We start from the raw sequence: 13,409 nt of genomic DNA on the forward strand, positions 1-13,409 counted from the left end.
AAATCATCATGGGCTTATCAAAAGCGCATAAAAGAGAGGGAATACTGATTGCTCATGATGCTTCATTAAGCTAAAATACGATTTACGCTAATGAAAAATTTGAAGACATTTTTAGGCTGTTGTATAGCAATGGCGTGCTTAACCATACAATCGGCCTATGCGCAAAAGGGAGGTATCATGGTTTATGGGTCACTGAATTACCACGAAACAACAGCTGGGCATCAATTTAGTGCCGCTCCGGTGGGTGCTGCTTATTTTTTCACTGACAATATGAATGCGGGGCTAAACTATGGGTTCAATTCTGCTAAGGATAAAGCACTGGATTTTACGGATCATTCGCATGAAATAGGACCTTTCTATAGCAATACTTGGCCCCTGAGTGAGCATTTTATGTTAATTGGCCAGGTTGATGTGCATTATTTGTGGGGCGATCAACATGTCGCTACCGGTGGTACTATGGTAGATGGTAAATACAATGGCTATCTATTCAGAGTGTACCCGCTTGTGGGTATCGCCTTGGGAAAAGGCTGGGCATTAAAAGCTAAAGTAGCAGAACTGTCTTATAAAAAGAAAAATAGTAAAGATGCTGCTATTCCCAATGATCACGAAGTTATTACGGGAATCAATGGATCTACAGTAGGTTTAGGCTTGTCTAAAAATCTATTTATTAAAAATTAAAAAATGATAATCACGGAAATCACAAGGAATATTCAGGGGGAGCAGATCACTAAGCGTCTGGATTTGCTTGCTATTGAATGGTATGAGTCGACCAAACGTATTCAACGTTTACGTACAGCGGAGGGAATGGATATTGCCGTCAAATTGTTGGGTAATACATCCAGCTTGCAGGATGGTGATGTCTTGTACGAAGATGAAGAGAAAATTGTTGTGGTAACGATCAAACCTTGTGAAGTCATCCGTGTCATGGCAATTGATTTCCTGCGAACTGCTTTTGTAAGCAGCGAAATTGGAAATAAACATTTGCCTCTATTTGTGGAGGCAAATGAATTGCTTATGCCTTATGAACGGTCAATGTACGAATGGCTAACGAAACAAGGATTTGACCCGCAGCGTGGCGAGCGTCAACTTTTACGTCAGCTCAATGCAAATGTCGATCCCAAGCATCATCAGAAGATGAAGTCTTCAACGAAGAATATACCGCTCTTGATCAACGACAAGGCCTTCGTGAATTTGCAAGCGGCAACAGCCGGTATCGCTTTAATGCCCAATGATAGAGAAGATTACGCAAGGAGCTGATAAGTCCTTGAAGATATATACTTATATAAAAAATAATGTCAATGAAAAATACATTTCTAGGCAAGTTACTCCATCTCGCAGATCCTACATTACCAATTGGAGGGTTTACCCATTCAAATGGACTGGAGACTTATGTGCAACAGGGCTTGGTCTGTGATAAAGTTACGGCGGACAATTATGTGCGTCATAACCTCTGGTATAATCTGAAGTACAATGATGCTGCTTTGATGAAATTGGCCTATGAAGCAACTTCTTCGCAGGACATGGATGCATTGATCGCCCTAGATCAAGAATGTACAGCATTAAAAAGCCCAAGAGAAATTCGCGATGCCAGTAAAAAACTAGGCGTACGTATTTATAAAATATTCAGTCGGTATCAACAGCAGGATTTTATGCTGTCCTGGGGTGAATTAATCCAAAAGAAGGAAGTAGATAGTCATTACTGTTTGATGTATGGCATGTTGGCGTCACTTTTAGAAATTCCGCTAGAAGAAGCATTACACGGCTTTTATTATAATGCCGCTATTACGATGGTGACCAATGCTGTAAAACTTGTGCCGTTAGGTCAATTGGATGGCCAAGATATACTTTTTGGTTTACATGATGATATACTTGATCTCTGTAAAGAGACTTTAACAGTTGAACGGAATTTAGTGGGCTTATGCAACATTGGATTTGATATCCGTTGCATGCAACACGAACGATTATATTCTAGAGTTTATATTTCTTAAAAAACAATTAAAATGGAAAATAGAAAATATGTTAAAATAGGGGTTGGTGGTCCAGTAGGATCTGGTAAAACAGCATTATTGGAAAGATTGAGCAGACGTTTGATGAATGAAATTGATCTTGCCGTAATTACGAATGACATTTATACCAAGGAAGATGCGGAATATATGGCCAAAAATAGTTTGCTTCCCCGTGAACGAATTATCGGCGTAGAAACCGGCGGTTGCCCGCATACGGCGATACGGGAAGATGCGAGTATGAATCTGGAAGCTGTAGAAGAACTAGCAAGCCGCTTCCCGGATTTGGAGTTGATTTTGATTGAAAGTGGTGGTGATAACCTAACTTCTACCTATAGCCCTGATCTCGCCGATATTACCATTTTCGTAATTGATGTTGCCGAAGGTGAAAAAATGCCTCGTAAAGGTGGTCCAGCAATTACAAGATCTGATCTTTTATTGATCAATAAGAAAGATTTGGCACCCTATGTAGGTGCAAGCTTAGAAGTAATGGAGCATGATGCACGTAAAATGCGTAAAGGTTCTCCATTCTTGTTTTCAAATCTGAAAACTGGCGATGGTTTGGAAGAGATCGTGGGCTGGATTAAAAAATACGCACTCCTTCAAGATATTGAGGAACCTAATTTACTACGTTAATTATGATTTGTTCTTTAGATATTAAAATAGCACATCGCGAAGGAAAATCCTTTTTAAAAGATGCATATGCGACACAGCCGTTTCGTATCGTTCCTGTTGGACAATATCAAAAAGACAATGCCGCGTACTTGATGATCATGAGCTCATCCCCAGGCTTACTCGACGGTGATGACCACCGTATTCAAGTGGATATTGCTCCCGGATCTAAGTTGCAATTACAAACACAGGCTTACCAGCGTCTATTCCATATGAAAGGTCATTCTTCCCAAACTATGGAAGTGAATATCGGTGAAAATGCTGTTTTTTCTTACGTGCCCCATCCTGTCGTACCACAACATTCGTCTCATTTTTTGAGCCATAACATTGTACATCTTGCCTCTAATTGTCACTTATTGCTTAGTGAAATCGTGACTTGTGGTCGGAAAATGTCTGGTGAAGAGTTCATGTACAATCACTTTCAAAATCTGACAGAATGTTATGTCAATGGTAGGCTCGTTGTGAAAGATAATGTATTGCTGCAGCCAGATCGTATGCCTATACAAGGCTTGGGTATTTTGGAAGGCTATACGCATCAGGGAACTTTGATTTACCTTAATAGTGCCGGCTTGAATCCAAGTGACTGGATCGAGACTTTCCATGAACAATACGGGGAAACCAAAGACGTTGCGTTTGGTATTAGTGAATTGCAACACGACGGTTTTATGGTTCGCGTTTTAGGTTACGGTGCCGAACAGCTTTATCTTCTTTTTAAAGAAATGCAAAGCGCATTATGGGACAACATATTTTTGAATAACAACTAATTATATTCCAATGAAAAATAACATCCTAGCTTTTGTAAAAGCTTTTTTTAAAGGATTTGGGCAAATTATGTTACAGGGTAACATTTGGACGGGTATTTTATTTATAGGCGCCATTATTTATGATTCGGCACTCATGGGCTTTGCGGGAATCCTCGCCAATATCGTTGGGGTATTGACTGCCAAGTTGATGAAATTTGATGAGGATCATATCAATGATGGACTCTTCGGATTTAATGCTACGCTTTATGGTATAGCTTTGGTTTTCTATTTTCAGACAAACGTCTGGGTATGGGGAGCTTTAATCGTCGGATCTGCGTTGACCACCATATTGATGGGTTTTGCATTAAAGAAGAATCTGCCGGTATTTACATTTCCATTTATCTTAATTACCTGGATCGCATTGTATGTGTTGAGTATTCCAGAATTGGCCTTACGGACGGTACCCGAGCATTTTGTTGATATTCAGGAAATGGATGACTTCTTAATTGAAGGACATGCCTTTGGTCAGGTTATTTTTCAAGGTAGTTTAATTGCTGGATTGATCTTTTTATTGGGGTTTTCCTGAGCAATCCCATGGGAGCACTTTACGGTTTCGCTGCGGTTATTATCAGTATTTATATTTCACACCATGGCCATGAATCTGCAGACATGACCAATAATGGAATCTTTAGTTTCAATGCGGTCTTGGTTGGAATCGCGCTAAGCGGCCCCCGTGTTAGAGATGGTGTATATGTTCTAATCGGAACAATTATCGCCACCTATTTTGATCATTTTTTGATTCACAACGGATGGACGACATTGACTTTTCCATTTGTTTTTGCGATGTGGGCTATGCACCCTGTGAAACTTATCGATAAATGGTTGGTGAATAAATTTTCATCAGCCGAGGGGACTTCCTAGTCCTTTTTGTGAACTAAAATTTTATGTATGTTTAAATCTCGTTTAATAAAACTATTCCCAATAATGCTCTTATTGGGAATTCATGTAAATATCGCCTATGGACAAGTCAGTCCGCCGGGATTAGGAAAAGCAAGGTCCGCATCTTGATCAGTTTTGGGCTTGCGCCGGAAACTGGATAGTGCGGGAACCAAAGAGGCACTAACCTACATCGGTCTGGGAACCAAAAGTACGCCCGATGATTCAAATCCTTTTCATAAACAGGCCATTTGGGTACTAAACCACGAAGTCTACCATAAATTTGCCAAAAATCAGCAATACAGTTATGCTGTAAGCTATCGCCGCCAAAACATCTATGATGAGGGGGCACCCTACCATAATGAAGGGATCGAGCAAGAGTTTAGGGTATATGGGCGATACGCCTATACATTTACGCTCAATGACCGGCTGAAATGGAAAAATACCTTACGACAAGAGTTCCGGAAGTTCTTTACAGCTGATTTTCAGAAAACAGAAGAGAATTTTCAATTGAGGACCCGGCTGAAATCACAGTTGAATTTTAGGATTTCGGCTAAAAATAAGCAAGAGTTGGCACTCAGCGCGGAAGGACTTTTTGCAATCAGTAAGCTCTACGAACCTGTCAGTGCTTGGTCCAGTTTCGGTTATAAAGAGACCCGTCTAGGTTTCTATTACATGACAGATATTCCAAAAACACCTTTGCGATTGGATCTGGGTTATATGAACGATCTCATTAAGGGATATGACAAAGTAGATTTTGGGGTTCATTATCTAGCCGTAGACTTAATTTGGAATCTACCTTACCGTAAAAAGCATTAGTCCGCCATAAACTTATGTTTTCTATAGTCACTGGGTGAATACCCAGTGATTTTTTTGAATAGCCGGGTGAAATAGGAGGGAGACTGAAATTTCAATTCAAAAGCAATACCGGCAATGTCTCTTGTAGCGTCCTGCAACAGAATCTGACTGTGTAAAATACTAATCTCACTAATCCATTGCTTTGGCGGTTTATTTGTCGCCTCTTTAACACATTTGTTGAGGTAGTTTTCTGAAATATGCAATAAATTAGCGTAAAATAAGACGTTCTTATGATCGATATGGAACTTTTGGACGTATTCGCGAAAACGAAACGCAATATCTAACTGTCTGCTCATTGGAGCTTTTGTCTCTATATCCGATTTTATCACCTTCAATAAAACACACTGCATCATGGAGATGCAAACTTCCATCACGCGCCCTTCTGTAAAAAGTTCTTCTTCCAATAGGATAAGCATCTGCTGGATCCAATGCGCTACATGGGGTTTAAGTGTGGTAAAAGGATGGGAATTGAAAAATTTAATATCGTTTATACCAAGCTCAATATCAGTTACAATTTCATTCTCATAGACCACAAAAAAACCTTCTACATCATCGGAGATTGCCAGCGTAGCCGTAATATTACCTTGTTTGATGTTAATGACCTGGTTTTCGGTCAGTGTATAAGAGGCACTCTCCAGGTGCTGTGTCAATGTGCCTTTCGTAACAAAAATGAGAAAATTAAAGGTTGTACGATAGGGGATAACGGGCATCAGGATACTGCGTAAGTAATTCTCGATTCGATAGACTTGAATTTTATTCTCGTTGAACAGATTATGCTCCGAAACATCCGGTAGAAATAGTTTTTTGTACTCGTAATTGTTGATGATCTTAATCGAATTTTTCATAGTCTTAAAACAACGTACTTAACAACGAAATCTTATAAAAGAAATAGTTGTATGTATGACAAATATACTTAAAAGTTTGCGAAAATTGTGTTAAAACTGCCTGTGCTTATACAATGAATTAGGCTGTTAAATGGGGTATAATGGCGCTGTTAGTGCCTATTTTCATTGCCAGCTTTTAAAAACTCGTCAGAGAAATTTATAGGCTATTTTTCCCTGTTGAATTTCTCTTTGTTATAGGATGCCGAGGCCCCTTTGGGTATGGATAGAGAGGACCATTTTTCATCGATACATATTTTTCCGATATAAACAATCTGTCCGATGTGGTAGGGGTAATGTGCAATCTGCCGCAAAATAGCCTCCATGACAGTATGCTCTTCATTGCGTATATAAATAACTTTTTCTAGGTCATCTTCTACGAGGGATCCAATGGCTTGAAAGAGACAGTTCCATCCAGCATCCCAATGATCAAGAAGCTCCTCGCGGTTTGTCCAGGTATTCTCAAATTCCAGATCCCGGTTTCTATTATCTTTTTCTCCGTCCGTGCTGAGAAAATCGGTCCAACGTGAAAGCATATTTCCACTTAAATGTTTCACAAGCAGTGCAATGCTGTTGCTCGAATCATTTGGCTGCCAAAATAGTTGTTCAGTACTTAATTGATCAAATGTTTTATCACCCAGTGATTTATAATATTGAAATTTCTTTAAGCAGCTCGCTAGAAAGTTATCCATCCTTTTGAAGTTTATGATTTTATACTTTCAAGATACGAAAATGCCAGGAATCCCCGATGACTAGAATCTGGACTCCATGTAAAGAATTGCTTTTGATGACAGGAGGCCGTTGAAGTTGAGTAGGATAGGGAAAGACAATCGGTTAAAAAAGCAAAGGTGATACTGGGGTATGTATCACCTTTTAGCTAACTAAACATTAAACATAAATAAACAGTCTTTTTAAAGACCACACTAAAAATTATAATACTACTCTGCCACTTGTTGATTTGTCAACCTGGACATTTTTCGGTTGATTTTTTAACGCAATTCTTGCCGACGTAGAGACATTTCCCTGTAAGTTTTCTTTCACGCTGAGCGTTACATTGGCAGACGAATTGGCTTGTATTTGCGCATTTGTTGTCGTGAAACGGCTCATATCAACCGACGCTGAGGAGTTGGTGTTCAAATTTAAATTTGAAGCGCTACCTGCAATTTCTTGCTTAGACGAACTGCTTGCCGCTACTTGCAAGTTTTTACTGCTCACTTCTGTCGTTAACTTACTTGAAGAGCTCGTTGAAAGATTTATATCATCCGCAATTAATTTTTTAAGGGATATTTTTGCGGAAGAGGATACGTCTACAGAAATTTTGTTTGCTTTAATCGTTTCATCCGTATAGATCGAACTGCTGGATGATGCCGAAAAACGTGTTGGTATCTTGCTTGAGTAAACAATTACGCGATTGTTTCTCGCATTTCTGACAGAACTGTTTCTTTTATACTGTACATAGAGTGTGCCGTTTTTTACAGTCGTTTCGATAAGGGATAAATGCTCAGGATTATCTGCTTCAACAACAACCTCGTTGCGATTAGAGTGGATATAATCTACACGTAATGAAGTTGCCGATGAAATACCATCTGGAGCAGTGATCTTGCGTGTTTCGCGTTCTTGTGCCTGAGCTACATATAAAAATGAAATAAAGGCAATGGTTAAGATTCTTTTCATTATTTTTCTGTTATTAGTTTAAATTTATTATTACTGAAAGTTTCATTTTAATTTCCCTTTTTATCGTTTCTTATGTGCTTATGCACTTGTGCACACGCTCTATTGTTAACTGCCACCTAGAGTATAATAGTAATGCCAAAACTTTTAATCCGTTTAAAATACTGATTAACACTAGTTTTGTTCCTGAGTGCTATTTTCGTTAATGCTCATTTTTGAACATCAACTGTTCGGTATCGGACAGTTTGCGTTTGTTTACCATACCCTTCGTTCGTAAGCTGCTAACCAGAACTGATACTCTAATTGGGAAGCTGTTATAAATACTTGTCGCATCTTCTCCCGATTTGTTGCAGTAGTTTCTGCCGCAATTTTGTCAACGTAGTTTTTTGCCTTGACAACTCCCTGTGCAAAGTCGTCACCGCTATAGGTTTCTATCCATTTGGAATAGGGATTCCCCTGTGTATTTGCCGTGGCTACAATATGGTCGCCGACCTCTTTATAAATCCAAAAACAGGGGAGTGTTGCCGCCATAGCGATCTCAACGCTCTCGAAAGCGGCTACGCTTTTAAGAAAATGAACATAATGATGGCAGGTTGGTTCGATTTTGTTGCTCTTGTCGGCAGGACTTAAACCAAATTCCCGAAAGTAATTTTCGTGTAATGCCCGTTCAACAAGAAGCGCATTGCGACCAAATTCGAAGTAGTCCAATGCTTGTTGGTTATCCGCACTTTTTGCACCTATAAAGGCGAGCACACGGCCAAATTCTTCTAAATAGAAAGCATCCTGCTGCATGTAAAATTGAAATTTATCCAGAGGAAGACTGCCATCACTAAGCTGAATGATAAATGGCATAGCAAGTATATCTGAATAAATAGCTGTTATGGATTCCCAGGCATGATCAGTCCAGTTCATATTGAATAAGTTTAAGGGGGTTGTGGAAGTGATTTAATGGCCCATTTCCTTTGCCAATGACCAGGTCTTTGCTCGCAGCTATCGCTGCGTGTATATAGGTCAAAGCAGTATCTACTGCAGTATCTAGGCTGTTGCCTTGTGCCAGTTGACTGGCAATTGCAGAAGACAGCGAACAGCCCGATCCGTGCGTATTTTTGCTGTTAATTTTTTGCGATCTGAATTCAATTGGAGATCTCCCGTGCTGAAATAATAAGGTAGTTAACTCTTGACTTTGGAGATGTCCACCTTTCACCAGAACTGATTGACACCCTTTGGTCAGTAGCGCGTTTCCTGCTTTTTTCATTTTTTGGACGTCGTCAATAACTTCGTTTACTAAGACACTCACCTCATCTAAATTTGGTGTAATTAACGTTGCCAAAGGAAAAAGAAGGGCTATGCAGGCCTGAATCGTATCGTCGTGAATGAGCTTGTGTCCGCTGGTCGAAACCATGACCGGGTCAAATACTATAGGCCCTTTGTATTCTTTTAAATAGGTGCTGATAAGCTGCACAAGTTCAATGTTGTGTACCATTCCGATTTTGATTGCATCAGGATAGATATCGTCAAAAATAGCATCTAGCTGGTCTTGGACGGCCGTCGTGGGGATTTCATAAATACGTCGAACACCTTGTGTGTTTTGAACGGGTAAGGCAGTTAAAACATTCATGGCATAACAGCCTAATGCAGATATGGTTTTGGTATCTGCTTGTATGCCTGCTCCACCACTACCATCGAACCCTGCTATGCTGAGTACAGTAGGGACGCGGTATTTTTTATCTTTTGTCATTTTAATAGTTCTTTTAGTTGTGCACTGGCAGCTCTGGGATCTTGACTTTGGCATATGGCCGAAACGACAGCAATCGAATCTGCCCCTGCGTTCCAGGCATGTGCAGCATTCTGTAGGTTCATTCTTCCGATTGCTATTAATGGTTTTTCAGTTTTATGACGCAATTGCTTTAGGCCCTCAATTCCCCATTCAGTAATCGTATCTACTTTTGTTATCGTTGAAAAAATGGGACTTACACCAAGGTGGTCGACGGCGCGCATTTGTTGACTTTCCAGCTGCTGCATATCCTCTATGGACCAGCCTATGGTTAATTTATCGCCATATTTTTCTCGAATAGCAAGTGGTTGACAATCATTTTGCCCTACGTGTACACCCCATGCCCCAATTTGGTCGGCAATTTCTACTGCATCATTGATTACGAGGGGAATGCCATGATGATCAGTAATTTTTTTCAAGCGGATGGCTTTATCCAAAAATGTAGCCGGATCGTCAGCTTTTTCGCGCAATTGTATAAGATCCACTCCACCAGTAATGGCTTCTTCGGCGACATGGAGCCAATTTTGAGGAAAACAGTCCCGCTCAGAAATCACCAAATATAAAGGGTAGGGAAAAAGCGGATTAATGCGCATAGCGTTTGATCTTGAGCTTTGATTTTAGACGTTCTGCATTGAGCTGATAGAGTTCATCGTAGAGATTCAATTGCAGGGTGCCCGGGCCAGCTGCTGTTTGGGCAGCGAGTTCTCCTGCTAAGCTCAAAATGGATACACCGGCAACAGCTGCTTCAAAATATTGGTCTGTAACACCTAGAAATGCACCAATAAGCGCAGTAGCACTACAGCCAAGTCCGGTGACTTGCGTCATTAAAGGATGACCATTATAGACCTCAACACGGTGTTGTTCGGAGAGGATATAATCGATTGCTCCAGAAATGCAGATAATGGAGCCAGTCTGTTCCTGCAATAATTTGCCAAACCGGAGTGCATCTTTGCTATCTGTCGTACTGTCGACGCCTTTTGTGTTCGGTTGGTTGAAATTGTACAGCGTCATGATTTCTGATGCATTTCCACGAATAACGGTTGGTTTGAGATCCAGTAGATTGGATAATAAATCATTGCGGAATGCTGATATCCCAGCACCAACAGGATCAAGTACCCATGGCCGTCCGATGGTATTGGCATGTTCGGTAGCAACCAGCATAGCTTCGGCTGTATCTTCACTCAAGGTGCCGATATTAATGACCAGCGCTTGCGCAATATCGACAACTTCGCGCACTTCCAACGGGCTGTGTACCATCACAGGGGAGGCGCCTATAGCTAAAAGTGCATTGGCCGTATTGTTCATCACGACCAGGTTGGTGATGTTGTGGATAAGAGGTTTTTCAAGCCTCAGCTGCTCTAATAGTTTGATAATTGAATCTTCCATTCTTTTTGCTTATCGTAAGATGTTTCCGTGCGGCTTTGACGGGAAGAAGAGAGATAGCCTGTGCAGTATAGAGGTTTGCTGTACAGTTGATGTTTGCTTTTCCCTACGTCGGTATAAACCGAATCAGGTTCAAAGGGACTATCTCAATTCTATACAGAATACCCCCAAAGCCATATCAAACTTAAACAAAAAAGTGGACTTTTTATATAAAAAAACGCAGAGCTGTTAGCTGACCAGGCTAGATGAATACATTGCTGTATTAAGATCCTGATTTTTGTTCAGTACGCATTTCGATATATTTTTCGGGAGTGTAGGTGACACGCGCAAAATTTTTGGTCAAAAGTTCTTTTTCTATAGTCTTCCCACCCTGAAATTTAAAAAACTTCTCGCGCCAGATCTCGTTTTTCCGAAAGAATTGATTGTCTATTTTCAGAAATTGATGTTCTTTTTCAAAGACATGGTATGCAAAATCCAGTTCTTGGTCTATTCGCAATTCGCCCTCTAAGCATTTCTCCGTAAACCATAGATTTATTTGGAAAGTGTATGGTGTATGGTTGGTGAATTGATAATCACGATAGTTATAAAACACCGTAGCACCACTGCCGAATGGTAATACACGGCCATCGTCTGGAAAAGGGTCAAAAGAATGATGATAACGTTCATTGACGGTAAGCGGACTATGGATTACAAGCCAATGAATGAGGTTGGATATTTGACAGATTCCGCCGCCAATACCCGCTCTCGCTTCACCGAAGGATAATTCCATGCCCGGCAAGTAGCCTTTTTTTGCGGTTGGCAGTCCAACGAGTTTACAGAAAGAAAAGGTTTCCGTCGGTCTGATGAGAATGCCGTTAATCTCCGCTGCAGCAATTTTCAGATTGGTAACTTTATTGATCTGCAATTGCATATTATTTTCGCCCAGTTTCTTCAATAATACAGACTGGTGTTTTTTGATACGGAAGGGAAGTTTTTCAGCTGATTTAACTTTGCTGTATTTTTTGTCGTCAAATAGCCAGACGGCTTTTCGCTGCATTCTTCTTACCCATACTGCAAAAAAATAGAGTATGGGGTGCTGTTGACTGATCAGTTTTCTTTTTTTCAATACGATGTTTATTTATCGCTATCAAAATTAATGCAGAAATCTATCTTTTGCCGCTTTTTTTGATTTTGCCCTGTGTTTTTACTGTATAGGGGCGCTCTATGTCTATAGCTGTTTTCTTGTTTGTATGTATTTGCCCGTGAGCTTCCCATGCCCGTTATAGTTCAGGTTTTCATACGTACAGTTTCCCAAATCTTTTACAATTGATTTTTGTTGCAATACCCCCTTGAAGTAGAATTCATCAACTGTTTCGTTGGCCCGGTAGGATCGCTTGATTTCCGCTGTGAGTTGGTCATTTTGATCGAAGGTTTGGCGTAGTATATAATCACTTGTTTTCGGATCGCTATACGCATAACGGACCCGACTTTCCCTTTGATCATTTCTGCCCGACAGCTCTTCACTCATGCGATTCTGTTTGTCATAACTGTAAATGGTCCAATCTATCCGTTGGTATAAAAAATGAATGGATTCACTTTTTACAACCTGGAGTTTGCTGTTCAAGTGGTCTATTGTCGCTGTTTGTAATGTTGGATCGTAGGAAACAATGGCGTTTGGGAGATAACGGTAAATGGTGCTGTTGCTCCATTTGCTGTTTTGAAGGTACTGTATGGAGTCGATAAGTCCGAACTGATTATAGCATCTTTTGCTGAAATAATTATTTCCGCCGGAAAGATTGTTGGATGTGAGCTCTTTGCCTTCTTCATATACAGTCGTCACAATTGCTCCAGTTTCCACCTCATTTTCATCGGAAAACTGCTGCATGACATACGTGCCGTCACATTGATTTTTACGCTGACTGTAGTAAAGAGGGAGAGCTGTATTGGCGATAATAGCCGCTGCATATTGCCTGGATGGAATAAATTGCACTTGTGCAATGGAGTCAAAGAAATGTTGGGCATTATATTGTGACGAAGGATTCTTCGACGCAACTTGTGTGTTGTTGCTTAATATGGATTTGGCTGCTGTCAGATAGGTATTACTATCGTATATGATCTTGGGTTTGCCTAAGCCATCAAACAAGATCATGGCATGACGTTGTTTCAATGACAATACATCGATGGTCCATTGTTGATTTTTAACGCTAAATGTAAGTTTTTTTGCATCGGTTTTTGTGACCAGTAACTTTGTTGTGCTAAAAGGTACTTGCTTGAAAATCGCAGCAGCATTTTTTTCGTGTAAACGCATGATAAAATCAGTTGATTTATCGGACTCATTGGTTACAAACAGAACTGCCTGTGTAGGGCTAGCTATTGTTAACGATTTTACTGTTTGCGATGCTGCAATGGGACTATAAAACAGCAATATCAACAACTGAATGATAATCGGATAAATGTGCAGTTTCGCGTTATAATTCATTTGGGTCGATATTGCTGTTGTTGACTTTGC

The 13,409-nt window shown here is 40.3% G+C and carries 15 protein-coding genes, 1 pseudogene and 1 riboswitch; of the genes and pseudogenes, 7 read left to right on the forward strand and 9 right to left on the reverse strand.

Annotated elements, in window-relative coordinates; genetic code table 11:
• The first annotated feature begins 90 nt into the window (after positions 1-90).
• The 7 genes and pseudogenes from DTA23_RS22345 to DTA23_RS22375 all read left to right on the forward strand — a co-directional run bounded on the left by DTA23_RS22345 (position 91) and on the right by DTA23_RS22375 (position 5,173).
• Entirely contained in the window at positions 91-678 is a 588-nt protein-coding gene (locus DTA23_RS22345) for a hypothetical protein (RefSeq protein WP_146753183.1), read from the forward strand.
• A 3-nt stretch (positions 679-681) separates the two neighbouring features.
• Entirely contained in the window at positions 682-1,257 is a 576-nt protein-coding gene (locus DTA23_RS22350) for an urease accessory protein UreE (RefSeq protein ID WP_112376089.1), read from the forward strand.
• A 41-nt stretch (positions 1,258-1,298) separates the two neighbouring features.
• The gene (locus tag DTA23_RS22355) at positions 1,299-1,988 is read left to right on the forward strand and encodes an urease accessory protein UreF (protein WP_070567872.1); all 690 of its coding nucleotides are present in this window, start codon (positions 1,299-1,301) and stop codon (positions 1,986-1,988) included.
• A 12-nt stretch (positions 1,989-2,000) separates the two neighbouring features.
• Complete coding sequence (gene ureG, locus DTA23_RS22360) at positions 2,001-2,639, forward strand: urease accessory protein UreG (protein ID WP_112376090.1); 639 nt, start codon at positions 2,001-2,003, stop codon at positions 2,637-2,639.
• Between the two features lie 2 nt (positions 2,640-2,641).
• Positions 2,642-3,439, forward strand: coding sequence for an urease accessory protein UreD (locus DTA23_RS22365; protein WP_112376091.1), 798 nt, complete (start codon positions 2,642-2,644; stop codon positions 3,437-3,439).
• A 67-nt stretch (positions 3,440-3,506) separates the two neighbouring features.
• A pseudogene (locus DTA23_RS29680) lies at positions 3,507-4,339 on the forward strand (urea transporter).
• A gap of 159 nt (positions 4,340-4,498) precedes the next feature.
• Entirely contained in the window at positions 4,499-5,173 is a 675-nt protein-coding gene (locus tag DTA23_RS22375; protein WP_172462496.1) for a DUF2490 domain-containing protein, read from the forward strand.
• On the opposite strand, the gene DTA23_RS22380 is transcribed toward DTA23_RS22375, so the two are convergent.
• The 9 genes from DTA23_RS22380 to DTA23_RS22420 form a co-directional block, all read right to left on the reverse strand.
• Entirely contained in the window at positions 5,170-6,057 is an 888-nt protein-coding gene (locus tag DTA23_RS22380) for a helix-turn-helix domain-containing protein (protein WP_112376093.1), read from the reverse strand. The two genes, DTA23_RS22375 and DTA23_RS22380, sit on opposite strands and share 4 nt — an antisense overlap.
• Before the next feature lie 203 nt (positions 6,058-6,260).
• Positions 6,261-6,785 (reverse strand): DUF1572 family protein, encoded by a 525-nt coding sequence (locus DTA23_RS22385; RefSeq protein ID WP_112376094.1) that lies wholly within the window; start codon positions 6,783-6,785, stop codon positions 6,261-6,263.
• Between the two features lie 238 nt (positions 6,786-7,023).
• Entirely contained in the window at positions 7,024-7,767 is a 744-nt protein-coding gene (locus DTA23_RS22390; RefSeq protein ID WP_112376095.1) for a GIN domain-containing protein, read from the reverse strand.
• Positions 7,768-8,019: 252 nt separating this feature from the next.
• Positions 8,020-8,676 carry a thiaminase II gene (gene tenA / locus DTA23_RS22395; RefSeq protein ID WP_112376096.1) on the reverse strand — a complete coding sequence of 219 codons (657 nt, stop codon included), beginning with the start codon at positions 8,674-8,676 and terminating at the stop codon, positions 8,020-8,022.
• On the reverse strand, positions 8,663-9,502 hold the full coding sequence (gene thiD / locus DTA23_RS22400) for a bifunctional hydroxymethylpyrimidine kinase/phosphomethylpyrimidine kinase (protein WP_112376097.1): 840 nt from the start codon (positions 9,500-9,502) through the stop codon (positions 8,663-8,665). The genes tenA and thiD overlap by 14 nt, the downstream gene beginning before the upstream one ends.
• The gene (gene thiE, locus DTA23_RS22405) at positions 9,499-10,131 is read right to left on the reverse strand and encodes a thiamine phosphate synthase (RefSeq protein ID WP_112376098.1); all 633 of its coding nucleotides are present in this window, start codon (positions 10,129-10,131) and stop codon (positions 9,499-9,501) included. The genes thiD and thiE overlap by 4 nt, the downstream gene beginning before the upstream one ends.
• The gene (gene thiM / locus DTA23_RS22410; RefSeq protein ID WP_112376099.1) at positions 10,121-10,924 is read right to left on the reverse strand and encodes a hydroxyethylthiazole kinase; all 804 of its coding nucleotides are present in this window, start codon (positions 10,922-10,924) and stop codon (positions 10,121-10,123) included. The genes thiE and thiM overlap by 11 nt, the downstream gene beginning before the upstream one ends.
• Before the next feature lie 83 nt (positions 10,925-11,007).
• Positions 11,008-11,100: riboswitch (TPP riboswitch) on the reverse strand.
• A gap of 83 nt (positions 11,101-11,183) precedes the next feature.
• Entirely contained in the window at positions 11,184-12,026 is an 843-nt protein-coding gene (locus tag DTA23_RS22415) for a VanW family protein (protein ID WP_239468836.1), read from the reverse strand.
• A 102-nt stretch (positions 12,027-12,128) separates the two neighbouring features.
• Positions 12,129-13,379, reverse strand: a complete 1,251-nt coding sequence (locus tag DTA23_RS22420) for a hypothetical protein (protein WP_112376101.1) — start codon at positions 13,377-13,379, stop codon at positions 12,129-12,131.
• Positions 13,380-13,409: the final 30 nt, after the last annotated feature.

This window comes from Sphingobacterium multivorum, from assembly GCF_900457465.1.
Classification (GTDB): domain Bacteria; phylum Bacteroidota; class Bacteroidia; order Sphingobacteriales; family Sphingobacteriaceae; genus Sphingobacterium; species Sphingobacterium multivorum.

What these genes read in the sequence shown, in the direction of transcription:
- thiM (WP_112376099.1), bottom strand. Translation starts at nt 10,924, where the DNA reads ATGGAAGATTCAATTATCAAACTATTAGAGCAGCTGAGGCTTGAAAAA.
- thiE (WP_112376098.1), bottom strand. Translation starts at nt 10,131, where the DNA reads ATGCGCATTAATCCGCTTTTTCCCTACCCTTTATATTTGGTGATTTCT.
- thiD (WP_112376097.1), bottom strand. Translation starts at nt 9,502, where the DNA reads ATGACAAAAGATAAAAAATACCGCGTCCCTACTGTACTCAGCATAGCA.
- tenA (WP_112376096.1), bottom strand. Translation starts at nt 8,676, where the DNA reads ATGAACTGGACTGATCATGCCTGGGAATCCATAACAGCTATTTATTCA.
- DTA23_RS22350 (WP_112376089.1), top strand. Translation starts at nt 682, where the DNA reads ATGATAATCACGGAAATCACAAGGAATATTCAGGGGGAGCAGATCACT.
- ureG (WP_112376090.1), top strand. Translation starts at nt 2,001, where the DNA reads ATGGAAAATAGAAAATATGTTAAAATAGGGGTTGGTGGTCCAGTAGGA.
- DTA23_RS22380 (WP_112376093.1), bottom strand. Translation starts at nt 6,057, where the DNA reads ATGAAAAATTCGATTAAGATCATCAACAATTACGAGTACAAAAAACTA.
- DTA23_RS22390 (WP_112376095.1), bottom strand. Translation starts at nt 7,767, where the DNA reads ATGAAAAGAATCTTAACCATTGCCTTTATTTCATTTTTATATGTAGCT.
- DTA23_RS22345 (WP_146753183.1), top strand. Translation starts at nt 91, where the DNA reads ATGAAAAATTTGAAGACATTTTTAGGCTGTTGTATAGCAATGGCGTGC.
- DTA23_RS22355 (WP_070567872.1), top strand. Translation starts at nt 1,299, where the DNA reads ATGAAAAATACATTTCTAGGCAAGTTACTCCATCTCGCAGATCCTACA.
- DTA23_RS22385 (WP_112376094.1), bottom strand. Translation starts at nt 6,785, where the DNA reads ATGGATAACTTTCTAGCGAGCTGCTTAAAGAAATTTCAATATTATAAA.
- DTA23_RS22420 (WP_112376101.1), bottom strand. Translation starts at nt 13,379, where the DNA reads ATGAATTATAACGCGAAACTGCACATTTATCCGATTATCATTCAGTTG.
- DTA23_RS22365 (WP_112376091.1), top strand. Translation starts at nt 2,642, where the DNA reads ATGATTTGTTCTTTAGATATTAAAATAGCACATCGCGAAGGAAAATCC.